The sequence below is a fragment of the Nesterenkonia sp. K-15-9-6 genome (assembly GCF_052656005.1).
Genome location: NZ_JBQYEY010000032.1, coordinates 13,531 through 38,732, shown reverse-complemented (window position 1 = coordinate 38,732; position 25,202 = coordinate 13,531). Strand labels below are relative to the sequence as shown.

Below are 25,202 nucleotides of genomic sequence, written 5' to 3'. Positions count from 1 at the left end.
GATAAGACTGCCCGGAACTTCCACGCTGGGCTCTGCCTCGCAGCGACTCTGCAATGGGTTTAGCAACACGCCCTAGGCCAGGGTGGTCACAGATTCTGGGTTGGTGGTGAGCTTCGGTGTCGGTGTTGCGTGGGGGAGTTGGCCGGACGGTCGCGGTGCTCCTGATGGTTGGCGTTGCAGGTTGTGCGGATCCTCCCGATGAAGTCTCTGTAGAGCGGCCCGATGGTGGGGAGATCGTGGTGAACTGGAGTGAGGGCCAGACCTATGAGGAGCAGGTCGAGGAGATCAAGCTCGTCAATGAGGTCATGGTCGATCACTTCGGCGAAGACGTGCTGCCTCAGATTCATGGAGAGCCGTGGGATCTTCAGGAGTACTTGGCTGTGTCGGGAATTCCGGACCCTAGTACTCGAGCTGTGGGTCATTACTTTTTTGAGATTTCGTATGACTTCTCTGGGGTTGAGCCGAGTCAGGAGACGGTGAATAAGGCGTTGGCGGTGCTTGAGGAGATTGGGCTGACGCCGAACAGGGGGCTCCAGGAGACTTATCAGGAAGACCGTGATCCTGTACTGCGGGTGGCTGGAGGTCGTGAGGAGCACGGGCGCGTGCTCGTGATCGAGCAACGGCACCCCGATGCCGACATTAAGGCCCTTTCTGGACCCGGCATTCTGATGATGAGTCGATGGATGAGGCCCAGGAGGCCAACTGGGACGACTGAGCTCGACGAGTCATAGTGTGCCCTGGCCGCCGGCTGTGAGGCCGGACAAGCTCGCGGCGGGCCTCACCACCTGCGAGCGACCGGCAGCGCCTGGTGCCGACTGGTCCGCCGCATCGGCTCACTCGTCGTCGGAGTCGCCTCCGCCGTTGTTGCCGTTCCCGTTTCCATTGTTCCCGTTGCCGTTGTTGCCATTGTCGGAGTCATTGTCGGAGTCATTGTCAGAGTCGTCGTCGGAGTCGTCACCGTCGTCCTCATCCTCCGTGGGCTCGTCGGTCGGTGACTCCTCGTCCTCCGGCTCGTCCTCGTCGTCGGAGTCTTCGCCGTCGGTGTCGTCCTCAGAGTCCTCGCCGTCCTCATCCTCGTCCTCCGGGTCCCGCGGCTCCTCCGGTTCCGGAGTCTCCACCGGCTCAGGCGCGACGGCCACCGACAGTGAGACGGTCGCACCCTGCGGGATGGGGGTGCCGGGAGCCATCAGACTGCCGTCGAAGAAGGTGCCGCCGACAGTGCCGGGGTCGTACTCGGAGGTCTCCCAGTCCACTGTGGAGTCCGTGACCGTGAACCCTGCCTGCTCCAGTTCGGAGCGCGCCTCCGAAGTGGAGAGCAGCGCCACGTCGGGCACCGGGTACAGTCCGCTGGCTACGGTGAGGTCCACGGTGGAGCCGGCCTCCACGGTGGTGCCGGCCTCCGGGTCTGTGGAGACCAGTTCCCCGGCGCCCACCGTCGGATGGTCCTCCTCGGAGACGTCACCGACCTCCAGGCCCAGGGCCTCCAGCTCTGCCCGGACCGTCTCTTCGGTCTCGCCCTGCATGCCGTCCGGGATCACGACTCCGTCCGGCCCGGAGGAGAGGTACAGCACCAGCTCGTCCCCGGGCTCTACGCGTTCCCCGGCCTCCGGCTCCGTGCCGATCGCGTGGTCGACCTCGACGTCCTGATCCGGCACGGATTCGATCTCTGCGGGTTCGAGGTTCGCGTTTGCCAGCTCCTCCAGGGCCTCCGCGCGGCTCATACCTTCCACCTCAGGGACCATCAGCTCCTGAGTGTCGAGCATGCGCACCAGCGCCCACGTGCCGCCGGCCACCAGGGCGATGAGCAGCACCACCCACAGCCAGGCGAACCGCCGCCGGCGGCGCGGCTCCTCCACGTCCTCCTCGTACTCCGCGTACAGGTCCGGGTCCTCCGGGGTCCGGGCGGACAGCGGTGTGCCCAGCCCTGCCGCGCCCGCGCCGACGACCTCGTCGAAGCCACGGCCGTTGCTGACAGCCGGGATCGCCTCCGTGGCGTCCTCCACCGGCACCCCGTGCAGGGCGTCCTTGACCGCGGCGGAGAACTCATCGGCGTTCTGGAACCGCTCGGCAGGGTCCTTCACCAGGGCCTTGGCCACTACGGACTCCATCGCCGGGGAGACCTGAGGGTTCAGGTCAGACACCAGCGGCGGATCCTCCCGCACATGCTGGTACGCCACCGACACCGGCGACTCGCCCTGGAACGGGGGCCGGTTGGTCAGCAGTTCGAAGAGCACACAGCCGGCCGAATACAGGTCGCTGCGGTGATCCACGACCTCGCCGCGGGCCTGCTCCGGGGACAGGTACTGGGCCGTGCCCACCACGGCGGAGGTCTGCGTCATCGTCGACGCCGAATCCGCCAGGGCGCGCGCGATCCCGAAGTCCATGACCTTCACGGCGCCGTTCTGCGCCACCATCACATTGGAAGGCTTGATGTCCCGGTGGACGATGCCCTTCTCATGGCTGTAGCTCAAAGCCCCCAGGATGCCGTCCAGATACTCGGCGGCCTCAGGCTCCGGCACGGGTCTGCCCAGCGCCTCATCGATCTTCCGACGCAGCGGCTCCCCGACGTCGGCCGCCGGGCCATGCTCCTGCGCCTCGGTGCGGCCCGTGTCACCCAGGGCCAGGACATCTGGGTCCGAATGCTCCTCCGGGCGGGTCCCGTCGGCCACCGTGCGGTCCGCGGCCGGAGACTGCAGCTGGGTGGCGGCCTCGTCGTCGACGTCGCCGCTGCCCTCATGGGAGGGGGTGCCGTGCATGATGTGCCGCAGGGTCACCCCGTCCACGTACTCCATCACGATGTAGGGGGTCTTGACCTCCGCATGGTGGGAGTCTTCGACGTCGGCCCGGCCGGTGTCATAGACGCCGACGATGTTGTGGTGGTTCAGCGAGGCCGAGGACTGGGCCTCACGCCGGAACCGCCCTTGGAACTGCGGGTCGCGGGCCAGGTCCGGACGCAGCATCTTCACCGCCACCTGGCGGTTCAGCGAGAGATCATGACCGAGGTACACGTCGGCCATGCCGCCGCGCCCGATCAGGGCCTCGATGCGGTAGCGGCCGTTGAGCACGCGGTGTCCGTTCTCAGTCATCATGCCTGTCCAGTTCGTGTCGTGTCATCGGAGCCCCCGCTCGAGGCGTCGTCGACCTCGTCCGCGTCCTCGGTGTCCTCCCCGGCGTCCTGACCGCCCTCCTGGTCCGTCTCAGGGCGGGGAGCGGCCCCCGTGCCGCCGTCGTCGGTCTGGTCGCCCTCCTGCTCGTCCTCCTCGGCGGGCGCGGGCGAGTCGTCGACGTCCTCGTCCCCGTCCTCATCGGTGGGGCTGGGGGACTCGGGCGTAGGGCTCGGGGTGCTCTCCGGGCTGGGCGAGTCCTCCTCCGTGGTCCCGGTGCCGTCGGTCTCCTGCGAGTCGCCGCCGGTGTCACCACCGCCTTCGCCCGTGCCGCCGGTGCCCTCGTCCGGGCCTCCGTCCGTGTCTCCTCCCGTGCCGCCGCCCGGGCCGTCCGTGTCCGGAGCGGGTGACGGCTGGTCCTCCGGGGGAGGAGCGGTCTCGCTGCCGGTGGAATAGGACAGCGTCACCGTGGCGCCCACCGGGACCTGGCCGGTGGGACCGATGGCCACCACCACGCCGGCCGGTTGGGCGGACTCGACCTCCTGGGTCTCCACCTCGAGGGCGAGATCCTGCAGCGCCGCGCTCGCCGCCTCCACGGTGAGTCCGATGAAGTCACCCTCATCCACCTGGACCGTCTCCGCCTCGGCGGTGAACGTCTCGGTCACGGTCGGCTGCGGCTCCGGCTCCGCACTGGTCAGCCGCGGCAGCACCCAGGAGCCGAACAGCGCCAGCAGCACCAGGGCGATCAGCACCACCAGCGGCCAGCGCCAGCGGGTCAGGGAGCCGCCGGAGGAGGACTGTCGGCGCTGCTCCTTGCGGCCGGCCTTGTCGGCTGAGCCGGTGCCGCCCGCCGAGCCGCCCGGGCCCTCGTCCCAGACGTCGTCATGGGGCTGCTCCGGGGTCCGCGCCGATAGCGCGGGGGTCGGCGTCACCTTCTGCGTGCCGTCACCGGCGGCGTCGGCCCGAGGCACGACGGCGGTCGGCTTGGTCGCGGCGGGCATCACCTGGGTGGAGTCGTCCTGCTCCGAGGGCAGCGTCATGTGGTTCCGCATGGCCGGCACGGCCTCCAGCGCGGCGTCCAGATCATGGCGGAGCAGAGCGTCGGAGGCCTCGGCCAGCTTGGTGGCGTTCATCGGCCGGTCTCCGGCGTCCTTGGCCAGCATGGACATGATCAGCGCCCGCACCGGCTCCGGGACGGAGTCCGGCAGCGGAGGCGGCGCATCATTGACCTGCTTCAGGGCGATCGCGATCTGCGACTCCCCGGTGAAGGGGCGGTGCCCCACCAGAGCCTCATAGCCGATGATGCCCAGCGCGTAGATGTCCGAGGAGCCGGTGGCGTGCTGGCCGGTGGCCTGCTCCGGGGAGAGGTACTGGACGGTGCCCATCACCTGACCGGTGGCGGTCAGCGGGACCTGGTCCGCCAGGCGGGCGATCCCGAAGTCCGTGATCTTCACCCGGCGGGTGGGCGTGATCAGCAGGTTCCCCGGCTTCACGTCCCGGTGCACCAGTCCCTGGTCATGGGCCACCTGCAGGGCGCGGGCCGTCTGGGCGATGATCGACAGCGTCTTCTCCCAGGACAGGGTCCGGTCCTTCTCCAGCAGCACCGACAACGGACGGCCGGGCACCAGCTCCATGACCAGGTACCCGGAGCCGGCCTGCTCGCCGTAGTCGTAGATGTCGGCGATCCCGGGGTGGTTCAGCAGGGCCGTGTGCCGCGCCTCGGCGCGGAACCGCCGCAGGAACGCCTCGTCCCCGGTGTACTCCTCCTTGAGGATCTTGATCGCCACGGTGCGGCCGAGGACCTCGTCGGAGGCCTTCCACACCTCACCCATGCCGCCGATGGCGATCCGCTCGGTCAGCTTGTAGCGGTCGCCCATCAGGATGCCCACAGCTGGTCTCATCAGTCGATCACCGCCTCGAGCATCGTGCGCAGGTTCGGCCCCGTCAGGGAGGAGCCGGTGTCATAGTCGATCCGTTCATAGGTCACCGTGACCGCGTACTGCGGGTCCTCGGCAGGGGCGAAGCCGGTGATCCAGGAGTTCACCTGGTCGGTGCCGTCGATCTGCGCGGTGCCGGTCTTCGCGGCGATGTCGAAGCGGTCAGACTCGGCCCGCCAGGCGGTGCCGGACTCGACCGGTCCGAGCATCAGCTCGGTGAGCTCCTCAGCTACGTCCTCCGAGATCGGCTCGTGGAGGACCTGGGGCTCAGGCTGCTCGATGATCTGCAGATCCGCTCCCCGCACCGACTCGATGAGGTTCGGAGTCATCATGGTGCCGCCGTTGGCGATCGCCATGGCCACCATGTTCATCTGCATCGGCGTCGAGGTGACGCTGCCCTGACCGATGGAGGCGTAGGCCAGCATCGCATCGGAGTCCACCTCCGGGAACTGCGACGGCGAGACCTCGAGGGGGAAGTCGAAGTCCTGGTTCCAACCGAAGGCCTCGGCGGCCTCGCGGATGGGGTCCTCGCCCAGCTCCATGGCGGCCTCGGCGAACGGCGTGTTGCAGGACTGCGCAGTGATGAAGCGCAGGTCCGCCTCCGACTGCTGCTCACAGATGCCGCCGAAGAAGTTCCGCAGCGTGCGGTCGGACTGCGGCAGGTCGATCTCCGAGGGGTTGTCCAGCACCGTGTCCGCGTCATAGTCGCCGGAGTCCAGCATCGCCGCCAGGTCGATCAGCTTGAAGGTCGAGCCCGGGGCGATCGTGTTGAACACCGCCTGGTTCCGATAGGCGCTGAGCCCTTCGACCTCGTTCAGCTGCTCCATGTTCTCCTGGAACTCGCTGGTCGAGTGCACGGCCAGGTCATTGGTGTCATAGCTGGGTTTGGACACCATCGCCTTGATGTCCCCGGTCTGCACATCGGTGACGATGATCGTGCCCCGTGTGCCCTCCGGGATGGTGTCATAGGCCAGCTGCTGCAGCTCGGGGTCCAAGGTCAGCTCCACCTGGGCGCCCTCCAGGGTCTCCCCGGTGAAGAGGGAGGTCAGGCGGTCGAAGAACTGGCTGTCCGCCTGGCCGGTGAGGTACTCGTTCATCGAGTTCTCCAGCCCCGTGGACTGGGCGGCGATGGAGTAGAAGCCGGTGATGCCGGAGTACAGCTCGGCGTCGCGGTAGACCCGCTGGTACTCGAAGTTCGTCCCCTCGGAGGGCACGGACTCGGCGATGGCGCTGCCGTCCACGGTGATCGCGCCTCGGGGTGCGCCCCGATCCTGGTAGAGCTGCCGGACGTTGTCCGGGTGGGAGTTGAGCTCCTCGGTCAGGGCCACCTGGATGACGCTGAGCGCGGCGAAGAGGACCAGGAACAGCCCCACGCTGACGACCCAGGCGTGTCGGATCGCGTTGTTCATCGGGCACCCCCTGAGCTGTCCGGGGAGGTCTCCGCCGCTGAGGGCGGTGCCCCGTGGGCCGGTGCGTGACGCTGCGTGCGCTCCGCGGCGGACAGCGGCTTGGCCACCGGACGTTTCGGCTCGGCGTCCTCCGGTCCCTCCTCATGGGTGGGGTTCTCGGTGCCGGCGGCCTCAGTGCCGCTGGCGTTGACCATGGGGCCGACGACGATGGGGCGACGGGCGGCGTGGGAGATCAGCAGCACCAGTGCCAGGATGATCCAGTTCGCCAGCAGGGAGGAGCCGCCGGCGGCGAGGAAGGGAGTGGTCAGACCGGTCATCGGGATGACCCGGGTGATGCCGCCCACCACCACGAAGATCTGCAGGACCAGCACCACGGCGAAGCCCACCGAGAGCAGCTTGCCGAACGCGTCCCGGGTGCCCAGTCCGGCACGCATGAACCGGCTGAACAGCAGCAGATAGAGCATGAGCATCGCGGAGAGGCCGATGAAGCCCAGCTCCTCGCCGAAGGAGGCGATGATCATGTCCGAGTTGGACAGCGGCACCCGCTGCGGCAGACCCGACCCGAATCCGGTGCCGGTCAGCCCGCCGTTGCTCAGCCCGAACATGCCCTGGACGATCTGGTCCGACCCGCCGATCGCCCGCGAGTAGATCTCCGGGTCGAAGGCGTTGAGCCAGATCTCCACCCGCCGGGTCACATGGGGGACGAACAGGTAGGCCAGCACGCCGCCGACGGCGACCAGGCCCCCACCGATCAGGATCCAGGACAGCCGCGAGGTGGCCACATAGATCATGCCCATGAACAGGCCGAAGAACATGATCGAGGTGCCCAGGTCGTTCTGGACCACCAGCACGCCGATCGCCACGATCCAGGCGATGAACATCGGGCCCAGGTCCCGGGCACGGGGAAGCTGCAGGGGGCCGATGCGCCGACCGGCCAGCAGGATCAGGTCCCGGTTGTTCGCCAGGAACCCGGCGAAGAAGATCGCCAGCGTGATCTTGGCGATCTCCGCCGGCTGGAACGAGGCGAAGCCGAGGTTCACCCAGATCCGGGCGCCGTTGATGGTCATGCCGAAGCCGGGGATCAGCGGCAGGAACAGCAGCACGATGCTGACCACCAGGGAGATGTAGGTCAGCTGACGCAGGCGACGGTGGTCCTGCAGGAACCACAGCAGCGCCATCGCCGCGACCATGGACACCAGGGTCCACATCAGCTGCCGGTCCTCCGCCGGTGGCCCTCCGGTGACCAGGTCCAACCGGTGGATCATCGCCATGCCGAGCCCGTTGAGCGCCACCACGATCGGCAGGATGAACGGGTCCGCGTACTTCGCCCGCAGGCGCAGCACGATGTGGAAGGCGAAGGTGATGCCGGCGAACAGCGCGGCCTCGGTGTAGTAGGTGCTGTCGTAGGGCTCGTCCATGGCGACGGCGACCAGGAACTTCGCCCCGATGCCGATGATGAGCGCGAGCAGCAGCAGGACCAGCTCCACATTGCGGCGCGGCTTCGGCGCGGTCTCCAGCTGGGTCACTGCTCCTCACCTCCGTCCTCATCACCTGTGGGCTCGTCTGTGGGCTCGTCTGCGTCGTCGTCGGACTGCGCGTCCTCGGGGTCGGCGTCGTCCCCGGAGTCGGCGTCGTCGTCGGCGTCCGCGCCGGTGGTGGCCCGCAGCTGGTCCACGATCGTCTCCGCATGAGTGCGGTCATCGGCCGGGATGCCCCGCAGGACGCGCTCCCGGTGGTAGGGGGAGAGCTCCTCGACGTCGAAGCCGGCGTGCTCGTCCACCTCGGAGAGACGAATGGGGCCCAGGGACTGCGAGACGCCGTTGTAGATCGCGACCTCGCCGTCGTCCTGCCCCACGTAGTACTGCGTCTGGGTCCAGATGTACCCCAGGAAGGTCACCACGCCCAGCAGCAGCGCCAGCAGGGTGACGAAGGTGGGAAGGAACCACCGACGACGCCGGGACGCCCGGGTGGCGATGGCGACGTCGGCGACGTCGATGTCCGCCCCGGTCAGGTCCGCCTCCGTCAGTGCCGGATCCGAGAGGTCGGGCTCCTCGTCTTCCGCGGAGCCCTCGACTCCGGCCTCAGCGGCGCTCACGGACTCCTCGGAGGCGGCGTCGGCATCGACGGTGACGCCGGCGTCGTCGGGGCCGACCGGCGCGCTGGACGTGCCGGAGCCGTCGGCCCTCTCCTCGCCGTCGGTGCCCTGCGACGTGCCGCGCGCCGCCCTCTCGCCGCTGTGGTCCCCGAGCATCTCAGAGTAGGTGTGCCGCACCGGCACCAGCGGTTGGCCGGTGAGCAGCACCGCCATCGGATGCTCGTCTACATTGCGCGCCACCACCGGGATCATGCCCGTCTCGGTGGCCTTGTCCGCGGCGCCGACCAGCAGGTGAGGTCGGGTCTCCAGCTCTTGGCCCAGCATCGAGGCGGTCAGCGGGGAGAGCTCGTCGTCCTCCTCCGGCGGGTGCTCGGAGAGCGCGTCCACGTTGACCACGGGGACCAGCTCCATGGTCTCCTCGGCGTCGCCGGCGTCACCGTCTGCGGGGGGCCGCTCGGGGGTCCGGTACCCCTCGGCGGCGGCCTCGACGGCCGCCTGGGTCAGCGGCAGGCGTCGGTCAGGGGTCAGATCGGCCTCGCCGGCTTCGATGACCTCCAGGCAGATGACGGTCACATTGTCCGGAGCGCCGCCTTCGATCGTGAGGTCGACCAGCTCCTCCACGATCGACTCGAGCGACTGCGGGGACCGCAGCTTCTGCTCGATCAGCCGGTCCGAGACCACGGCGTTGAGACCGTCGGAGCACAGCAGCCAGCGCTCCCCGGCCTCCAGGGGGAAGGAGGTGATGTCCAGCTCGGGGGAAGCGTCGACATCCCCGAGCACCCGCATCAGGACGTTCTTGTGCGGATGGAACTCGGCCTCGTCCGGGTCCAGGCGGCCCTCATCCACGAGCCGCTGCACGAACGTGTGATCCTTGCTGACCTGCCGGAACCGACTCTTCTTGAGCCGGTAGGCCCGGGAATCGCCGATGTGGGCGAACTGCAGGCGGTCGCCGGTGATCAGCAGCGAGGTGATGGTGGTGCCCATCCCGGCCAGCTTCGGATTGGCCTGGACGAGCTTGTTCAGGAACGCGTTGGCGGTCTGGATCTCGTCCGGCAGCACCGTGTCCGGCTCGGCGAAGCCCCGGGTGTCCAGGTGGGCGAGGTCCAGCACGGTGGAGGCGCTGGCGACGTCCCCGCCGGCATGACCTCCCATGCCGTCGGCGACGACGGCGAAGTAGCGTCCGGCGTAGCCGGAGTCGTCGTTCTTGGAGCGGACGACTCCGGTGTCGGAGCGGGCTGCGAAGCGGAAGACCAGGGCCACGGGCTAGGTCCTCAGCTCCAGGACGGTCTTGCCGATGCGGATGCGTTCGCCGGGCTCCACCGTCGAGGCCCGGGTGAGCTGCTCCTCGCCCAGCCACGTGCCGTTGGTGGAGCCCAGGTCCTCCAGGAACCAGCGGGAGCCCTGGGGGAACAGCCGGGCGTGCTTGCCGGAGGCGTAGTCGTCCTCGAGCACCAGGGTGCACTCCTGGGCGCGGCCGAGCATGATGGGCGCCGAGCCCAGATCCAGCTCGGTGCCGGCGAGCGGGCCTTCGGTGACCACCAGCTTCCGGGGTCGGGGGCGTGGTGTCTGGCCGGTGTGTGGGGCCTGGGATCCGGACTGGGCCCCTGGGGCGGAGCCGCCGTCGTTGCGGCGTGCCGCCGACGCGTGGGCCCGGGTCCGGGACTTCTTGGAGACCATGAGGTCACGTCCCTGGGCGCCGATGATCGACAGGATCAGGATCCACAGCAGCAGGAGCAGGCCGAACTGGAGGACCGTGACGGCGAGCTCGCTCATCACACCTCCCTGGTCGTGAGACGGAAGCGCAGCCGAGCGTTGCCCAGGGAGATCAGCGCCCCGTCGAAGAGCTCGACCTGGTCGTGGGAGCCGGACAGCTGCTCGCCGTCCACGTAGGAGCCGTTGGTGGAGCCGAGGTCCCGGGCGATCCAGCGGCTGCCGTCTCGGTAGACCTCCAGATGGCGCCGGGAGACCCCGGTGTCCGGGATCGTGATGTCTGCGGAGGTGGAGCGGCCGATCACCGTGCTGTCCGCCCGTAGGTCATGCTGGCGACCCTCGTGGTCCAGCATCGCGACCGGGGCCTGGGCGGGCGGGGCCTGGGCGGGGACGGCGGGCTGCGCGACCGTGGGGGCGATGTCCCTGGCCTCCGGTGCGGCGGGAGCCTGGGGGGCGCTGGGAGCGCTGGGAGCCGCAGGCGCGGCCTGGCCGGCCGGGGCCTGGCTGGAGGGCGCCTGTCCGGCGTCCTTCTCCGTCTGTGACTCGATGCCCAGCTGGCCGCGCTTGAGGTCGGTGTTCTTCACGAAGGTCGCCTTCACCGGACCCAGCAGCGTGTACCCCTGGGAGTCGGCGTGTCGGATGATCTCTTCGCACAGCTCCTCCGCGAGGGCGACGCCGTACTTCCGGGCGGCCGCGAAGTCCTCCTCCGAGAGCCGGATCCGGTACACGTTGGGGACGAAGCTGCGCCCCTGGGACATGGTGAAGGACTCGCGGTCCATGTGCCGGCGTACGGCGGTGGCGATCTCCACTGGGCCGAGGCTCCCTCCGCGTCCAGAGAAGGCGCCGCGGACGGCTTTCTCGATGCCGCGCTCGAGATTGTCCAGCAGGCCCATCGGCACCTCCTTCTCCGTCGTCATGGCCGCCCCGGATGAAGGGCAGTCTCTCGAAGAGTCTACTGTCTCACCTGGCCTGGGACGCTTCAAACGCGCCTCGAGGGGCTACCGTGGGCATGTGAGCAGAGAGACGCGCAGTCGACGAGCCCCCACTCTGGAAGACGTGGCGGCCCGCGCGGGAGTCTCCCGGGCCACCGCCTCTCGGGTGGTCAACGAGGACCCTCGCGTGCGACCCCGTGCCCGCGAGGCCGTGGCCGCCGCCGTCGCGGAGCTCGGATACCGGCCGAACCGAGCGGCCCGCTCGCTGGTGACCCGAGAGGCCGATTCGATCGCCGTGGTGGTCCCCGAGGCGGAGGATCGGGTGTTCGGCGACCCCTTCTTCGCGGCGATGCTGGGAGGCATCACCCAGGCGCTGGCCGACTCTCCGGCCCAGGTGCTGCTGGCCATGGGGCGGCGGGGCCAGGGCGCGGAGAAGATCGAGAAGTACCTGCGCGGCGGATACACCGACGGCGCCATCGTGGTCTCGCACCACCGGGACGACCGGATCGGCGAGGTGCTGCGGGAGACGCAGCTGCCCGCCGTCTATGTGGGGCGCCCGGCGGGGGAGCCCCGCCTGCCCTTCGTGGATGTGGACAACCATGCCGGCGGGAGGCTGGCCGCCGAGCACCTGATCGCGCAAGGGCGCCGGAGGCTCGCCACCATCGCCGGTCCGCAGGACATGACCCCCGGAGCGGATCGCCTCGCAGGCTGGCGCAAGGGACTGGCCGAGGCTGGGATCTCGACGGACCCGCAGGACGGGCTGATGCACGAGCTGGTGGAGGTCGGTGACTTCACCGCGGCCTCCGGCGGGGAGGCGATGCAGCGTCTGCTGGCTCTCAGCCCGGAGCTCGACGGGGTCTTCGCCGCCTCCGACCTGATGGCCGTCTCGGCGGTCCATGCCCTCCAGGCGGCGGGTCGGCGCGTGCCGGAGGACGTCGCCGTCGTGGGCTTCGACGACTCCTCGGCGGCGGCCCTGTGCCGACCCCCTTTGACGACGGTGCTCAATCCGGTGGCCGCGCTGGCGACGACGGCGGTGGACATGCTGCTGCGCCTGATGGAGGGCGGCGAGGCCCAGTCGGTGCTGATCGACACGGAATTGGTGCGGCGCACCTCCGCCTGAGCGCGTGAGCGGAGAAAAGTCTCCCTTAAGTGCTTCAGTTTTGAAATAGATGCGTGGTCGGCTGTGTTGCACCCTCATGAGCCGGGACCACCGGCGCATCAAGAGACCGAGACGACACGTGAGACCGTCAGGCCACGTGCCACCGCCTGACCCCATCGACCAGAGGAGCACACCCATGGCAGCACCCACCCCCGGAACCTGGACCCTCGACGCCGCCCACTCCGAGATCGGCATGACCGTCCGCCACGCCGGCATCTCCAAGGTCCGCGCCGTCTTCTCCGACGCCGACGCGACCCTCACCGTGGCTGAGGACGGCACCTCCGCGGTGGAGGCCGCCGTCAAGGTCGCCTCCTTCGACTCCAAGAACGCCGACCGCGACGCCCACGTGCGCGGCGAGGACTTCCTGGACGCCGAGAGCCACCCCGAGCTGACCTTCGCGGCCCGTGACTTCCGCCCGGCCGGCGAAGAGTTCGAGGTCACCGGTGACCTCACCATCCGCGGCGAGACCCGCCCGGTGACGTTCGACGTCGAATTCGGCGGCCAGGCCGTCGACCCCTTCGGCGCCACCCGTGCCGGCTTCTCCGCCAGTGCCGTGATCTCCCGCAAGGACTTCGGGCTGACCTGGAACGCGACCCTCGAGGCCGGCGGCGTGCTGGTCGGTGACAAGGTCTCCATCGACCTGGAGGTCGCCTTCGTCCTCGACGCCGGCGAGTGATCCGCTGACCCGGCGCTGACCGACGCCCCCGTGCCGTCAGGTGCGGGGGCGTCGTCGTGCCGCGGTCCGGACGGAGCGCAGGAGTACAGTGGCCTGCGTGTCCCTGACGGTCCTGACCCCGCTGCTCGTCATCGCCGCCGCAGTGCTCGTCGGCACCGTCCTGCAGCGTGTCTCCGGCTCCGGCGTGGGGCTCGTGGTCGCCCCGGTGCTCTCCATCCTGCTCGGACCCGGCCTGGGCGTGCTGATCACCAACATGACCACCATCGTCTCCGGGTTCCTCATCATGCTCGCCGTGTGGCCGCGCATCGACTGGGCCCGCTACCGGGTGCTCGGCCCGGTCACCGTGATCGGGGCGATCCCCGGCGCCTGGCTGGTGGGACAGCTGTCTGCCGGATGGCTGTCCATCATCCTGGGCGCCATCGTGCTCTGTGCGCTGCTGTTCACCGTCACGCTGCCGCAGCTGCCGCGCTGGGAGGGGCGCACCACCGGCGTCGTCGGAGGGATCCTCGGTGGGTTCTTCAACACCACCTCCGGAGTGGCCGCGCCCGTGATGGTCATCTACTCGCGGCTCTCCCGCTGGGACCAGCAGGGCTTCGCCGCGACCATGCAGCCGCTGTTCATGACCATGGGCATCGCCTCGGTGGTCACCAAGCTGCTCTTCGGCTCCGTGGAGGAGGTCGGGCAGGGCCACCTGCACCTGGGACTGCTGTTCCCCGGCATCGTGATCACCGTGCTGCTGGGGATCCTGCTGGGCGGGCGGCTGGCAAGGATCGTCCCCCCGGCTCAGGCTCGCGCCGTGGCGATGGTGCTTGCCGGGCTCGGGGCGCTCGGGGCGCTGATCCGGGGGACCGTCCAGGTGGTGAGCGGCTGAGCGGAGGCGCCCACCACCTGCTCAGATGACCCCCTGAGCCAGCATCGCGTCGGCCACACGGAGGAACCCGGCGATGTTCGCCCCGGCCACATAGTCCCCCGCGACGCCGTACTCCTCCGCCGTGGAGGCGCACAGGGTGTGGATGTGCTCTATCGTCTCGGCCAGGCGCTCGTCGGTGTACTCGGCGGTCCATGAATCACGGCTGGCGTTCTGCTGCATCTCCAGCGCGGACACGGCCACCCCGCTGGCATTGGCGGCCTTTCCGGGAGCGAAGAGCACCCCGGCCTCCTGGAAGACGTCCACCGCCTCCGGCGTGCAGGGCATGTTGGCGCCCTCGGCGACCGCACGGATCCCCGCCTCGGCCAGGGCGCGCGCGGCGTCGCCGTCGATCTCGTTCTGCGTGGCGCACGGCAGCGCGATGTCCGCCGATTCCTCCGCCGCCAGCGACCAGACCGCGCCGTCGATGTGCCGCGCCCGGGGCCGAGCTTCCGCGTAGGCGGAGATGCGTTCCCGCCGGTGCTCCTTGACCTCCCGCAGCAGCTCCAGATCGATGCCGTCGGGGTCATGGACGCAGCCTGCCGAGTCGGAGGCGGCGATGACCGTGCCGCCGAGCTCCTGGACCTTCTCGATCGCGTGGATCGCCACGTTCCCCGACCCGGAGACGATGACCCGCCGCCCGTCGACGCTCTCCCCGCGGCTGCGGAGCATGTGCTCGGTGAAGTACACGGTGCCGTACCCGGTCGCCTCCGGACGCAGCAGCGACCCGCCCCACGTGGTGCCCTTGCCGGTGATGACACCGGCCTCATAGCGGTTGGTGATGCGCTTGTGCTGGCCGAACAGGAAGCCGATCTCCCGGCGGCCCACGCCGATGTCTCCGGCCGGGACGTCGACCGTGTCCCCGAGATGGCGGTACGCCTCCGTCATGAAGGACTGGCAGAACCGCATGATCTCTGTCTCGCTGCGTCCCTTGGGGTCGAAGTCGCTGCCCCCTTTGCCGCCGCCGATCGGCAGACCCGTCAGGCTGTTCTTGAACACCTGCTCGAAGCTCAGGAACTTCATGGTGCCCAGCAGCACGTCAGGATGGAACCGCAGCCCGCCCTTATAGGGGCCTAGGGCGGAGTTGAACTGGACCCGGAATCCGCGGTTGATGTGGACTGCGCCGTCGTCGGCGGTCCACGGCACGCGGAAGATGATCTGCCGCTCCGGCTCGCACATGCGCTCCAGCACGGAGCTGTCCATGTACTCGGGGTGCTTCTCCAGCACCAGATGCAGGGATTCGAAGACCTCCTCGACTGCCTGGTGGAACTCCCGTTCTCCGGGGTTCCTGGCGATGATCTGGTCATAGACCCGGGCGATGTGTGCGCTGTGCGGGCTCATCGTCCTCCTTCCTCCTGTGCCGTCGGGGCGGACTCTACCGGTGCAGCGCGCCGGTGAGCTCCACCAGCCGGTCCCAGAGCTCGTCGGGACGCAGGGACTCCGCCACCGTGTGGATCTCGACCCACCCGTGGTGGTGGCCGGAGCCCTCGCGGTCCTCATCCTCTCCAGTGATGACGGCCTGCACCAGGGCTCCCGGCATGAGATTCATCAGCAGCAGGGCGATCTCCCGGCGGGCCCCCGGAGGCAGGCGCAGCGGCGCCCGCACGACCGCGGGGCGGACCGCCGAGCGTGGACCCAGGGCGCGCAGCGAGACGTCGACCCCACCGACGACCATCTGGCGGAAGAACCACGCTCCGAGCCGCATCACCGCCGCCGCCCGCCGGGGCAGGCCTCCCCCGGCCACCGCCGGCCGTGGAGGCAGCAGCCAGAGGCTCACGCCGACGCCGACGACGACGGCCACCGCCCCATAGACCAGCTTCTCCGGGGCGGCCTGGGTCAGGCCCGTCCACAGCAGACCGACGACGAGGCCGCGCAGCAGCGCGGCCGACACCCAGCGCGCGATCATCCGCCGCCACCTCCTGAACCGATCAGCACCAGCAGGGAACCGGCGGCGAGCAGCGCCAGCAGGACCGCCCCGGAGCGGATCCAGTCCTCCAGACCGGAGTCGGCGCGCTGCCCGAGAGCGCGGGCGGCCGCGGCCGCACGGGACCAGCCCTGCCGCCACGCCTCCGCGGCGGAGTCGGCCGCGCGTCCCAGCGTCCGCAGCCCCCGATCGGTGGCGTCGGTGGCCTGAGCCACCGCAGATTCCGCCGGCACCACGAGGTCACCGGCGGGCACGGCCGGCGGTGAGATCCGACGCCCCACCAGGATCGCCACCACGCTCAGCACGGCGGCCACCGCCGGCGGCCACAGACCCTCGCCCACCGCGGCGGCATCGAACCCTGGGGTCGAGACTTCAGGAGAGCTTGCGGCCATCCACCACGGCACGGCGGCACCGCCCAACACGATGACGGCCCACGCCCCCAGCGGGCCCGCCCCCGGATTCCTGGCGTTCCGGGCCCCTGCTGCGGGCAGCACTCGGACCAGCCGCACCATCAGCAGCGCCGAGCCGAGGGCGAAGAACGGGAGCACCGACTCCAGGGCGGGCGCATCGGCGGCGACCGCGTCCTTGGTCGCATACTTGGCGGCCCACCCCGTGGTCAGCGGGGCGCCGACCAGAGACAGCCCGGCCAGCAGCGTCCCAGCGGCCACTGCTCCCCGGACCAGCCGAGAACCCCCGGCGCTGAGGAGCGGCACGGCCAGGAACAGGGCACCCTTGACCAGGCCATGGTGCACCGCGTACACGACCACGGCCGCCGTGACCTTCCCGGCGAGGGAGGGCTCGACCACCGCCACCGCCGCGACGGCCGTCACCAGGCCCATCTGCGAGACCGTGGAATAGGCGAGCACGACCTTCGGGTCCGTCTGCAGCACGCCCACGGCGACGGCGAACAGCCCACCGGCGGCGGCCACGACCATCAGGGCGGCCCCGGCCCCCGGCTGGGCCACCTCCGGGCTGAACCGCAGGAACCCCAGCAGCCCAGCGGTGACCAGCGCCCCGGACAGCACCGCTGAGGCGGCCGGGGGAGCGGCGGGATGGGCCAGCGGCAGCCACAGGTGCAGCGGCACCACACCGGCCTTGATCCCCAGACCGAAGCCCAGCAGCGCCAGGATCAGCCCCGTATGGTCAGAGCCCACGACGGCGGCGGGCGACTCGGCGAGGCGCAGGCCGCCGGCGGCCCCGACCATCAGCACAGCCGCCAGCAGAGCCGTCTCGCTGAGCACGGAGAGCACCAGGTACACGCGGGTGGCCCGGACCGCGGCCCTGTCCAGGTGATGGATCACCAGCCCCGCCGCGGCGAAGCTCATCACGGCGAAGGCCACATAGAACGTGACCAGGTCAGCCGCCAGGAACACGCCCAGCGTGCCGCCCAGGCACAGCAGCAGGAAGGCGCTGAGCACGGGCATCGGCAGCGAGCGGTCCCGCGGCCCGGGCGCCGGCCGCCAGGCGATCGTGGCCAGGGCGGCCGCGTGGAGCAGTGCGGTCAGCACCACCAGCGGCCTGCTCGTCTCGTCCAGGATCAGGCTGGTGCCCAGGAGAAGGCCAGGGACCTCCACCGCGGACTGCTCCGGGCCTCCACGGGCGGCGACCGGAAGGATCAGGGCTGGCAGGGCGGCGAACGGTGCGAGCCGCGCCGCCGTCGTCGTGACCCGGTCTCGGTGCGGCTCCGGCAGGGCCCGGCCCGCCAGCAGGAGACCGCCCAGCAGCAGCGGCAGCGCACAGCACAGCAGCAGGAGCATCAGCCGAACACCCCCTCGGCGATGAACTCCGCCACGCGCAGCGGCGCGAACGGCAGCGACGCCCCCAGGCCCACCAGGGCCGTGAATGCGGCAGTGGTCACCGCGGGGACCATGAGCATCCGCGGCTCCCGCACCGGTGAGCCCGGCTGTGCGGCGTCGACGGGCGCCCACAGACGGATCACCACCGGCAGGAAATAGGCGGCGTTCAGCAGCGAGGACAGCACCAGGACCCCTAGCACCCAGCTGTGCTCCGAGGCCAGAGCGCCCTGCCCCAGCTGCCATTTGGAGATGAACCCCGCCGTCGGCGGCAGGCCGATCATGCCGACGGCGCCGACGGTGAACGCCGCAGAGGTCAGCGGCATCCGCCGCCCCAGCCCTCGGGTGTCCTCCACCCGGTGCACTCCCAGGGTCTCGGCGAACAGCCCGGCGCAGAAGAACAGGGTGATCTTCATGATCCCCTGATGGACCAGGTGCACCACCCCGCCGGCGGTCGCCGTGATGTCCAGCATGCTGATGCCCAGCACCACGTAGCTGACCTGCGAGACCGTCGAGTACGCCAGGCGCCGCTTGAGGTCGGACTGGCGCAGCGCACGCAGCGAACCGTAGACCACGGTCACCGCGGCCACCACCAGCAGGGGAGTCAGCACCCCCAGCTGGTCGGCGACCTCGATCCCGTAGACGTCGTCGACCATCCGGACGATGCCGAACACCCCGGCCTTCACCACCGCCACCGCATGCAGCAGGGCGGAGACCGGAGCCGGCGCGATCATCGCCAGCGGCAGCCACCCGTGCAGCGGCACCAGCGCGGCCTTGACCCCGAGTCCCCCGATCAGCAGCACGAAGATCAGCGTGGCGACCTGCGGGGAGGCCTGCGCCAGCTCGGCGACGGACTCGGCCCCGCCCTCGGCGAAGTCGACCGGGCCCGCCAGCATGGTCAGCCAGACGACGCCGGTGAGCAGCACCAGCCCGCCGGTCAGCGTGTAGCGGAGGTAGATCCGGGCGGCATGCAGCGCCTTCGGCGTGCCCCGGTGCGCCACCAGGGGGTACGTGGCCACGGTGAGCAGCTCATAGAACACCAGGAACGTGATCAGGTTGCCGGAGAAGGAGATCCCCACCGTGGCGGTCACGCACAGGCTGAAGAAGCCGAAGAATCGGCTCCGGTGCGGGCTGCCCTCCAGGTAGCCGATCGCGTAGATGGTGGTCAGCAGCCACAGGATCGCTGAGAGCCCGGCGAAGAACAGGGCGAGCGGGTCGACCCGCAGCACCAGGTCGATGCCGGGCAGCAACGGCATCGAGACCTCCGGGCGGACGCCGTCGGCCACGACCGGGGGCACCAGGGCGGCCACCAGCGCGACCTTCACCGCTGCCGCCGTGATGTTGATCGCCGACCGCGTGCCCACGCGTCCTTCGGCCAGCGGGAAGATCGCCGCCGCCGCGACCAGCGAGATCAGGACCATCACCAGCGGCAGCCAGGAGATGATGCCCCCGAGGGTCTCGTGGAGGGACCCCTGCAGCGTCGCCTCGGCCGTCACCATGGCGCCCCCACCCCCAGCACGGCGTCGGTCCAGGCCCCGAGCAGCCCGGTGCCGACCGTCAGCAGGCTCAGCGCCAGAGGGACGCCCTGCGCAGTGTGCGGCACCGTGCCGAGCCCGCCCCGGGCAGGACCGACCGGCTGCTCGTCATCCTCGGCCTCCACCAGCAGAGGCCCCACCGCCTTCAGCAGGTAGGCGGCCGAGAGCAGCGTGCCCGCGACGAGCGCCAGCACGATCACCGGCTGGGCGACGGCGACCGCCGAGGTGGCCAGCTGCCACTTGCCCAGGAAGCCCAGCGAGATCGGCAGTCCGATGAGGCTCAGCGCCGCCAGCCCCATGGTGAGCACCAGCACCGGATGGTCCCGTCCGGCGCCCCGGAGCGCGGAGATCTCATCGGTGCCGTGGATCTCCTTCAGCGTGCCCACGGCCAGGAACAGCGACGCCTTGGCGAGGGCATGGCTCAGCGCCAGGGCGACGGCGCCGCCGACCGCTCCGGCGGCCACGTCGCCGGCCTCAGGGTCGGTGATGATCGGCAGCAGCAGCATCCAGTAGCCCACCTGCGCCACCGTGGAGCAGGCGACCAGAGGTTTGAGGTGCGTCTGTCGCAGGGCCGCCGCGCCGCCGACCAGAAGCGCGGCCGCACCCAGCACGGCCAGGCCCCAGGACAGGACCCGCAGCGCGGCCTCGCCGTCGGCGGCGACCTCCGGAGCGATCCACAGCCAGCAGCGCAGCAGCACGAACAGGGCCGCCTTGATCACCAACCCGGACAGCAGCGGCGAGACCGCCCCCGGCGCGCCGGCATGGGCGGGGACCAGCCAGCGGTGCAGCGGCACCAGCGCCGTCTTCAGCGCCAGCCCCACGCTGATCAGCACCATCGCCAGCACCACAGGGGCGCCGTCGACGTCGGCGGCCGCCTCGGCCACACGCAGCACGTCCAGATGGCCGGTGGCGGCCAGCAGCAGTCCCACGCCCAGCAGGAACAGCAGGGAACCGGCGACGGCGATGAACAGGTACCGCAGGGACGCGGCCAGGGCGTCCGAACCGCCCAGGGCCACCAGGCCGATCGCCGTGAGCCCCACCAGCTCCAGCCCCACATAGGAGTTGAACAGATCTCCGGACACGAAGACTGCGTTCAGCCCGGACCAGCAGCCCAGCCACAGCGGCCAGAAGGCGGGGTGCCCGGCGCGTGCGTCGTCGCCCGTCACGCCGGTGGCCCACGGCAGCACGGCCGCATACAGCGTGGTCAGCGCCCCGACCGCGGCGGCCGCTGCCAGGAACAGGGCGCTCAGGCCGTCCGCCCGCAGCATGATGCCCAGCGGAGGGCCGTGCCCCGAGAGCGCCAGCTCCTGCACCTGGCCTGCGGCGACGGCCGCGACCACCGCTGCCGTGGCCAGCACCGTGCCCGCGGCCGAGGTCAGCCCGACCCAGCGGCGCACCGCATGAGGAAGAGCCAGGGACAGGGTGGCGGCGAGCAGCGGGAGCAGGACCACCGCGCCCAGGGCGAGCTCGGGCAGCGTCATGGGAGCTCGTCCTCCTCCGCGCCGCCGTCGGGCCCTTCCAGCCGACGGATCAGCACCGCCCCGAGGCCGGTGAACGCGACGGTGATCACCAACCCGGTGATGACCAGGGCGGAGAGCAGCGGATCCACCTCGGCGCCACGGGACGCCACCGCCATGATCAGCAGCAGCGAGCCGACGCCCATCACGTTGAGGGAGACGAGCCGGGCGACCAGATCCTGGACCGTCACCAGACGCACCAGCCCGGCGACTGCGACGGCGATCCCGATCAGCCCGTACCACTGGTCGGCGGCGAGAGGCATCATGCCACCACCTCCCGCCGGGCGCGGACACCCAGGTAGAGCAGATGCAACGCCGCGGCGATGCCCACGGTCAGGGCGATCTCGACGGTGAGGATCACCGGAAATCCCCAGGAGGGCTCCCAGTCGAGCCACCCGCGGCCGGTCATCGGCCCCAGTGCGGCGGCGGCCAGGAACACCAGCACCCCCGCCGCGAGCCCCCACGGCATCGCCCGCCGCAGATCAGGCAGCGATCGCGCTCCGGAGGCGTCGGCGAGCATCATCAGGCCTGCGAGCACCGCACCCGCCTGGAACGCCCCGCCGGACTCGAAGCTCCCGGCGAACAGCAGCCACAGGCCCACCACCACCAGGGCCGGGGCGCTGACCCGGGTCCACCAGCTCATCGTGGTCCCCGGGGAGGCGGTGCGGCCGCCGAGCTCCGTGCCGGTCACGGCCAGCACGGCCACCCCGGCCAGCATCAGCACCGCGGATTCGAGCAGCGTGTCATAGGACCGGAACGTCAGCAGCACGGCGGTGACCTCATGCTCGACACCGGTGGGCCCCATGGCCGCCGGCAGCGTCTCCTCCCAGGCCGGCAGCAGACGCTCCACCTCGAGCCACACCTTCATGAAGACACCCGTGACCACGGCCCAGGCGAGGACCGGGGCGCCGGCCCGGGCGAGACGGGGCAGCCACCGGCCGGCTGCGCCGTCGTCGCGCGGGGGTTCCTCGGGGCCTTGAGGCGCCGGGCCGCCGCGGGCCAGCAGCACGAGGATCGCGCTGAGCAGCCCCGTGCCCAGGGCGGTCTCTGCCAGGGCGACGTCCACGCTGCCCAGCCGCAGCCACACCAGCGCCATGATCACCGCCATGACCAGGAAACCCATGACCATGGTCATCCGTCGGCGGGGCAGCAGGGCCGCCCCCGCGGTGACGACGACGGCGAGGCCCAGCGCGAGGTCGACCACCGTCATGACGCCCCCTCCCGCTGCTCCCGCTCCAGGCGGGCCAGCACGTGGGCGCTGGCCGACGCCGCCCCGAGGGCGAGGATCCACGTGGCGAGCAGCACCACGCCCGCCGTCCAGCTGCCCAGCAGCACGCCCACGCCCAGCAGGACCAGCCCCAGGCCGAGGGTGTCCGCCTTGGCCAGTGCGTGCAAGCGGCTCCGCACGTCGGGAAAGCGGATCAGCCCCACCGTGCCGGCGGTGAAGAAGAACGCGCCGGTGATCAGCAGCAGTGCGGCGCCGATCTCACGCAGCAGCTCAAGGGACACCATCGGCGGACCCCCGTCGTGCCTGCGGAGAGCTGCGGCGCAGCCCCACGGTGCGCACCGCGGCCGTCAACGCCGCCAGAGCGGTGAGGATCAGCCCGACGTCGAGCATCCTCAGATCGGGGGGAGAGACGGACAGCGCCAGCACGGCGGTCAGGGCGGCACCGGTGGTGCCGCTGAGCAGCACGATGAGCAGCCAGCTGTCCCGACCCCGCTGACGCGTGCCCACCAAGGCCGCGACGACCAGATTGACGAGTAGGACCAGGAAGACGGCGATCAGGATGAGATCGAGCATCGGACTCCTCGGCGGGGTGCGCTCCTGCAGGTCAGACTCTCCGTGCCCACAGTACTCAACACGGCCCTGGAATGATCGGACCATGGATTCCCGCATCATCGTCCGTCCCCCGCTGCCGGAAGAGGCCTCCGCCGTCGCCGCCGTGCAGAACACCAGCTGGCGCGAGACCTACTCCGGGCTGCTCAGCGAACAGTTCTACGACGACGCGGCCCTGGCCAGCCGCGTCCGGATGTGGGAGCAGGTGCTGGCTGATGGGCGGCAGAGCGCCCGCGTCGCAGAGGCCGAGGGGGAGCTGATCGGTGTGGCGCTCGCGGGTCCCTCGGTCGAGTCGGACCCGGTCCGGGCGGAGCAGCTGTTCGTGCTCTACGTGCGGCAGGACTGGCACGGAAGCGGGGCCGGGTCCGCACTGCTGGAGGCGGTGCTCGCCGACCGCCCCGCTCAGCTGTGGGTGGCCGCCGAGAATCCGCGGGCGCGCCGGTTCTACGAGCGTCAGGGTTTCCGCGCGGACGGTGCGGAGGTCGTCGACGACGACGCCGAGGGCCTCCGTGAGATCCGGATGGTCCGCTGACCGCCTGAGCCCTTCAGCGCGCGCATCCGCCGCCCGGCGTTCATCCCGGATTCACGGATTCGAGGGATTCACGACTCCTGTGTGGTTAGGATGAACCAGGTTTGCGCATCGAGGTCGAGGGAACCTGCCCGGTGCGCGGCCCTGTTCGCACCGAGGCAGAAAGGGATCACCGATGACCGCATCAGGCGGATCAGGATCCACGTCTGTCGGATCCGTGAGGGGCGCCACATCCTCCTCCGAAGATGACAGACCGGCGGATCAGGCGCGCCCCGCTCCGACGGAGGCTGAGCTGGAGGCCAACAGGAAGCGGGCCCGGCGTCGGGCGAAGTCCCGGAACTGGTCCCTGTTCCTGCTCTTCGCAGGCCCCAACATTCTGCTGATCCTGGCGTTCATCTACTATCCGCTGCTGTCCAACATGTACTACTCCACGTTGGACTGGCGGCTCGGTTCGCCCCGAGCCACCCCGGTGGGCCTGCAGAACTACGTCAACTTCTTCACCTCATCCTCCGGCATCGAGGTCTGGCGGGTCACCGGGATCTTCACCGCCGGCGCCGTGCTGGGGTCCATGATTCTGGGCCTGCTCATCGCGCTGGTCATCAACAAGAAGATCCCCGGGCGCACCGCCGCCCGCACCGCGGTGTTCTCTCCCTACGTGCTCTCCGGCGTCGGCGTGGCCCTGGTGTGGAACTTCATCTTCGACCCCAACCGCGGCGGGCTCGCCCACATCCTCGGAGCCTTCGGCATCAGCTCACCCCAGTGGTACCTGGACGAGGACTGGGCGCTGTTCATGGTGATCATCGTCTACGTGTGGAAGAACCTCGGCTACTGCGCCGTGGTGTTCCTGGCCGGCCTGCAGTCCATCCCCAAGGACCTGCTCGAGGCCGCCATCATCGACCGGGCCGGCGCCACCCGACGCTTCTTCTCCGTGATCCTTCCGCTGCTCACACCCACGGTGTTCTTCCTGTTCGTCACCAACATCATCTTCTCCATGACGAACGCCTTCGACATCCTGCGCACCATGACTCCCACCGGGCACGGCACCAACACGATCATCTTCGAGATCTACCTGCAGTCCTTCGGCGCCTACCAGCGCGCCGGGTACTCGGCCGCGATCGCCGTGGTGCTGTTCTTCACCCTGTTCCTGATCACCGCCGTGCAGCTGCGCTACGTCGAGAGGAAGGTCCACTATGCGTGACATCGCCCCGACGCAGCGCCTCACCAAGGAGCAGCGCCGCCAGCGCCGCCGCGGCACCTGGGCCGACGCCTTCCGCCGCGAGAACCTCCTGGACACCATCCTCACCGGCTACCTGCCGATCCTGGTGGCCCTTCTGATCATCGTGCTGCCGCTGGCGTGGATGATCCTCTCCAGCTTCAAGCCCCCCAGCGAGATCGTCACCCTGAACCCGACGTTGCTGCCCCAGGACCCGACCCTGAGCAACTACAGCGACGTCGCCCGTCGGGTGCCGCTGCTGACGGTGCTGGGCAACAGCATCTACGTGACCGTGATCGGCTCCACCATCAAGGTGGTCCTGGCGATCACCACCGCCTATGCGCTGGTGTTCATCCGAGTCCCGGGGGCGAACCTGATCTTCCTGGGCATCCTGGTGGCCCTGATGGTGCCGCCTGAGGTCTCGATGCTGCCCAACTTTCTGACCATCTCCGCCCTCGGCGGCCGGGACACCCTGTGGGGGATCATCCTGCCCGGCCTGGGCACCGCCTTCGGCACCTTCCTGCTGCGCCAGCACTTCAAGGCGCTGCCCAAGGAGCTGTTCGAGGCGGCGGAGCTCGACGGCGCCGGCCACTTCCGCAAGCTGTTCCAGATCGCAGTGCCGGTCTCTCTGCCGGCCATCGCCACGGTGGCTCTGGTGACCGTGGTCAATGAGTGGAACAGCTTCCTGTGGCCGCTGATCATCATCGACTCCCCGGAGAAGATGACCCTGCCGGTGGGGCTGAACCTGCTGCAGTCCATCGAGACCCAGACCGGCAGCTACGGCATCCTGATGGCCGGCGCGGTGCTGGTCATCGTGCCGATGCTGATCGTCTTCGCCGCCCTGCAGCGCTACATCGTCGCGGGCCTCACCCAGGGGGCCGTGAAATGACCCGGTCTCCCACACCAGACCCGCATCCGAAGAACG

The 25,202-nt window shown here is 70.1% G+C and carries 23 protein-coding genes; 7 read left to right on the top strand and 16 right to left on the bottom strand.

Annotated elements, in window-relative coordinates; all coding sequences use genetic code 11:
• The first annotated feature begins 164 nt into the window (after positions 1 to 164).
• On the top strand, positions 165 to 731 hold the full coding sequence (locus tag SD455_RS15085; RefSeq protein WP_445508586.1) for a hypothetical protein: 567 nt from the start codon (positions 165 to 167) through the stop codon (positions 729 to 731).
• Positions 732 to 833: 102 nt separating this feature from the next.
• Here the strand turns inward: SD455_RS15085 and SD455_RS15080 are convergent, their stop codons facing one another.
• From SD455_RS15080 to SD455_RS15050, 7 genes are read right to left on the bottom strand one after another with little or no spacing between them, the layout of a single operon-like run.
• Positions 834 to 3,089 carry a protein kinase domain-containing protein gene (locus tag SD455_RS15080; RefSeq protein ID WP_445508585.1) on the bottom strand — a complete coding sequence of 752 codons (2,256 nt, stop codon included), beginning with the start codon at positions 3,087 to 3,089 and terminating at the stop codon, positions 834 to 836.
• On the bottom strand, positions 3,086 to 5,005 hold the full coding sequence (locus SD455_RS15075) for a protein kinase domain-containing protein (protein WP_083277622.1): 1,920 nt from the start codon (positions 5,003 to 5,005) through the stop codon (positions 3,086 to 3,088). The genes SD455_RS15080 and SD455_RS15075 overlap by 4 nt, the downstream gene beginning before the upstream one ends.
• A complete protein-coding gene (locus tag SD455_RS15070; RefSeq protein ID WP_311026249.1) occupies positions 5,005 to 6,450 on the bottom strand; it encodes a penicillin-binding transpeptidase domain-containing protein in 1,446 nt (481 codons plus the stop codon). Before SD455_RS15070 ends, SD455_RS15075 begins: the two co-directional genes overlap by 1 nt.
• Positions 6,447 to 7,976 (bottom strand): FtsW/RodA/SpoVE family cell cycle protein, encoded by a 1,530-nt coding sequence (locus SD455_RS15065; RefSeq protein ID WP_085437831.1) that lies wholly within the window; start codon positions 7,974 to 7,976, stop codon positions 6,447 to 6,449. The genes SD455_RS15070 and SD455_RS15065 overlap by 4 nt, the downstream gene beginning before the upstream one ends.
• Positions 7,973 to 9,805 (bottom strand): PP2C family protein-serine/threonine phosphatase, encoded by a 1,833-nt coding sequence (locus SD455_RS15060; RefSeq protein WP_070161126.1) that lies wholly within the window; start codon positions 9,803 to 9,805, stop codon positions 7,973 to 7,975. The genes SD455_RS15065 and SD455_RS15060 overlap by 4 nt, the downstream gene beginning before the upstream one ends.
• 3 nt (positions 9,806 to 9,808) lie before the next feature.
• Positions 9,809 to 10,318 (bottom strand): FHA domain-containing protein FhaB/FipA, encoded by a 510-nt coding sequence (locus SD455_RS15055; protein WP_311026251.1) that lies wholly within the window; start codon positions 10,316 to 10,318, stop codon positions 9,809 to 9,811.
• Positions 10,318 to 11,172: a DUF3662 and FHA domain-containing protein gene (locus SD455_RS15050; RefSeq protein ID WP_311026252.1), complete on the bottom strand. Its 855-nt coding sequence runs from the start codon at positions 11,170 to 11,172 to the stop codon at positions 10,318 to 10,320. Before SD455_RS15050 ends, SD455_RS15055 begins: the two co-directional genes overlap by 1 nt.
• A 94-nt stretch (positions 11,173 to 11,266) precedes the next feature.
• On the opposite strand from SD455_RS15050, the gene SD455_RS15045 reads away from it, so the two are divergent.
• From SD455_RS15045 to SD455_RS15035, 3 genes are all read left to right on the top strand, one after another.
• Positions 11,267 to 12,307: a LacI family DNA-binding transcriptional regulator gene (locus tag SD455_RS15045; protein ID WP_311026253.1), complete on the top strand. Its 1,041-nt coding sequence runs from the start codon at positions 11,267 to 11,269 to the stop codon at positions 12,305 to 12,307.
• A gap of 175 nt (positions 12,308 to 12,482) precedes the next feature.
• Positions 12,483 to 13,022 (top strand): YceI family protein, encoded by a 540-nt coding sequence (locus tag SD455_RS15040; protein WP_445508584.1) that lies wholly within the window; start codon positions 12,483 to 12,485, stop codon positions 13,020 to 13,022.
• 97 nt (positions 13,023 to 13,119) lie between these two features.
• The gene (locus tag SD455_RS15035) at positions 13,120 to 13,893 is read left to right on the top strand and encodes a TSUP family transporter (protein WP_445508583.1); all 774 of its coding nucleotides are present in this window, start codon (positions 13,120 to 13,122) and stop codon (positions 13,891 to 13,893) included.
• Positions 13,894 to 13,914: 21 nt separating this feature from the next.
• Here the strand turns inward: SD455_RS15035 and gdhA are convergent, their stop codons facing one another.
• Genes gdhA through SD455_RS14990 form a run of 9 tightly spaced genes read right to left on the bottom strand, consistent with a single transcriptional unit; the run spans position 13,915 to position 22,499 of the window.
• Entirely contained in the window at positions 13,915 to 15,270 is a 1,356-nt protein-coding gene (gdhA, locus tag SD455_RS15030; RefSeq protein WP_445508582.1) for an NADP-specific glutamate dehydrogenase, read from the bottom strand.
• A gap of 34 nt (positions 15,271 to 15,304) precedes the next feature.
• The gene (locus SD455_RS15025) at positions 15,305 to 15,835 is read right to left on the bottom strand and encodes a Na+/H+ antiporter subunit E (protein ID WP_085437750.1); all 531 of its coding nucleotides are present in this window, start codon (positions 15,833 to 15,835) and stop codon (positions 15,305 to 15,307) included.
• Positions 15,832 to 17,610, bottom strand: coding sequence for a proton-conducting transporter transmembrane domain-containing protein (locus SD455_RS15020; protein ID WP_445508581.1), 1,779 nt, complete (start codon positions 17,608 to 17,610; stop codon positions 15,832 to 15,834). The genes SD455_RS15025 and SD455_RS15020 overlap by 4 nt, the downstream gene beginning before the upstream one ends.
• Positions 17,610 to 19,145: a complex I subunit 5 family protein gene (locus SD455_RS15015; RefSeq protein WP_083277325.1), complete on the bottom strand. Its 1,536-nt coding sequence runs from the start codon at positions 19,143 to 19,145 to the stop codon at positions 17,610 to 17,612. Before SD455_RS15015 ends, SD455_RS15020 begins: the two co-directional genes overlap by 1 nt.
• On the bottom strand, positions 19,139 to 20,662 hold the full coding sequence (locus tag SD455_RS15010) for a complex I subunit 5 family protein (RefSeq protein WP_445508580.1): 1,524 nt from the start codon (positions 20,660 to 20,662) through the stop codon (positions 19,139 to 19,141). Before SD455_RS15010 ends, SD455_RS15015 begins: the two co-directional genes overlap by 7 nt.
• Positions 20,659 to 20,964 (bottom strand): NADH-quinone oxidoreductase subunit K, encoded by a 306-nt coding sequence (locus SD455_RS15005; RefSeq protein ID WP_070158967.1) that lies wholly within the window; start codon positions 20,962 to 20,964, stop codon positions 20,659 to 20,661. The genes SD455_RS15010 and SD455_RS15005 overlap by 4 nt, the downstream gene beginning before the upstream one ends.
• Positions 20,961 to 21,908 (bottom strand): hydrogenase subunit MbhD domain-containing protein, encoded by a 948-nt coding sequence (locus SD455_RS15000; protein ID WP_445508579.1) that lies wholly within the window; start codon positions 21,906 to 21,908, stop codon positions 20,961 to 20,963. Before SD455_RS15000 ends, SD455_RS15005 begins: the two co-directional genes overlap by 4 nt.
• Positions 21,905 to 22,210, bottom strand: coding sequence for a cation:proton antiporter (locus SD455_RS14995; protein ID WP_085437753.1), 306 nt, complete (start codon positions 22,208 to 22,210; stop codon positions 21,905 to 21,907). Before SD455_RS14995 ends, SD455_RS15000 begins: the two co-directional genes overlap by 4 nt.
• Positions 22,197 to 22,499: a hypothetical protein gene (locus tag SD455_RS14990; RefSeq protein WP_070162183.1), complete on the bottom strand. Its 303-nt coding sequence runs from the start codon at positions 22,497 to 22,499 to the stop codon at positions 22,197 to 22,199. The genes SD455_RS14995 and SD455_RS14990 overlap by 14 nt, the downstream gene beginning before the upstream one ends.
• A gap of 82 nt (positions 22,500 to 22,581) precedes the next feature.
• On the opposite strand from SD455_RS14990, the gene SD455_RS14985 reads away from it, so the two are divergent.
• The 3 genes from SD455_RS14985 to SD455_RS14975 all read left to right on the top strand — a co-directional run bounded on the left by SD455_RS14985 (position 22,582) and on the right by SD455_RS14975 (position 25,166).
• Complete coding sequence (locus tag SD455_RS14985) at positions 22,582 to 23,067, top strand: GNAT family N-acetyltransferase (protein WP_445508578.1); 486 nt, start codon at positions 22,582 to 22,584, stop codon at positions 23,065 to 23,067.
• Positions 23,068 to 23,281: 214 nt separating this feature from the next.
• Positions 23,282 to 24,262 (top strand): carbohydrate ABC transporter permease, encoded by a 981-nt coding sequence (locus SD455_RS14980; protein ID WP_237090131.1) that lies wholly within the window; start codon positions 23,282 to 23,284, stop codon positions 24,260 to 24,262.
• Positions 24,255 to 25,166, top strand: a complete 912-nt coding sequence (locus SD455_RS14975) for a carbohydrate ABC transporter permease (protein ID WP_139827776.1) — start codon at positions 24,255 to 24,257, stop codon at positions 25,164 to 25,166. Before SD455_RS14980 ends, SD455_RS14975 begins: the two co-directional genes overlap by 8 nt.
• Positions 25,167 to 25,202: the final 36 nt, after the last annotated feature.

Coding starts and splice junctions, on each gene's coding strand:
- SD455_RS15010 (WP_445508580.1), bottom strand. CDS start 20,662: ATGACGCTGCCCGAGCTCGCCCTGGGCGCGGTGGTCCTGCTCCCGCTG.
- SD455_RS14990 (WP_070162183.1), bottom strand. CDS start 22,499: ATGCTCGATCTCATCCTGATCGCCGTCTTCCTGGTCCTACTCGTCAAT.
- SD455_RS15075 (WP_083277622.1), bottom strand. CDS start 5,005: ATGAGACCAGCTGTGGGCATCCTGATGGGCGACCGCTACAAGCTGACC.
- SD455_RS15055 (WP_311026251.1), bottom strand. CDS start 10,318: ATGAGCGAGCTCGCCGTCACGGTCCTCCAGTTCGGCCTGCTCCTGCTG.
- SD455_RS15020 (WP_445508581.1), bottom strand. CDS start 17,610: ATGCTCCTGCTGCTGTGCTGTGCGCTGCCGCTGCTGCTGGGCGGTCTC.
- SD455_RS15070 (WP_311026249.1), bottom strand. CDS start 6,450: ATGAACAACGCGATCCGACACGCCTGGGTCGTCAGCGTGGGGCTGTTC.
- SD455_RS14995 (WP_085437753.1), bottom strand. CDS start 22,210: ATGGTGTCCCTTGAGCTGCTGCGTGAGATCGGCGCCGCACTGCTGCTG.
- SD455_RS15015 (WP_083277325.1), bottom strand. CDS start 19,145: ATGGTGACGGCCGAGGCGACGCTGCAGGGGTCCCTCCACGAGACCCTC.
- SD455_RS15000 (WP_445508579.1), bottom strand. CDS start 21,908: ATGACGGTGGTCGACCTCGCGCTGGGCCTCGCCGTCGTCGTCACCGCG.
- SD455_RS15005 (WP_070158967.1), bottom strand. CDS start 20,964: ATGATGCCTCTCGCCGCCGACCAGTGGTACGGGCTGATCGGGATCGCC.
- gdhA (WP_445508582.1), bottom strand. CDS start 15,270: ATGAGCCCGCACAGCGCACACATCGCCCGGGTCTATGACCAGATCATC.
- SD455_RS15080 (WP_445508585.1), bottom strand. CDS start 3,089: ATGATGACTGAGAACGGACACCGCGTGCTCAACGGCCGCTACCGCATC.
- SD455_RS15085 (WP_445508586.1), top strand. CDS start 165: ATGGTTGGCGTTGCAGGTTGTGCGGATCCTCCCGATGAAGTCTCTGTA.
- SD455_RS15040 (WP_445508584.1), top strand. CDS start 12,483: ATGGCAGCACCCACCCCCGGAACCTGGACCCTCGACGCCGCCCACTCC.
- SD455_RS15025 (WP_085437750.1), bottom strand. CDS start 15,835: ATGATCGCGCGCTGGGTGTCGGCCGCGCTGCTGCGCGGCCTCGTCGTC.
- SD455_RS14985 (WP_445508578.1), top strand. CDS start 22,582: ATGGATTCCCGCATCATCGTCCGTCCCCCGCTGCCGGAAGAGGCCTCC.
- SD455_RS15050 (WP_311026252.1), bottom strand. CDS start 11,172: ATGACGACGGAGAAGGAGGTGCCGATGGGCCTGCTGGACAATCTCGAG.
- SD455_RS14975 (WP_139827776.1), top strand. CDS start 24,255: ATGCGTGACATCGCCCCGACGCAGCGCCTCACCAAGGAGCAGCGCCGC.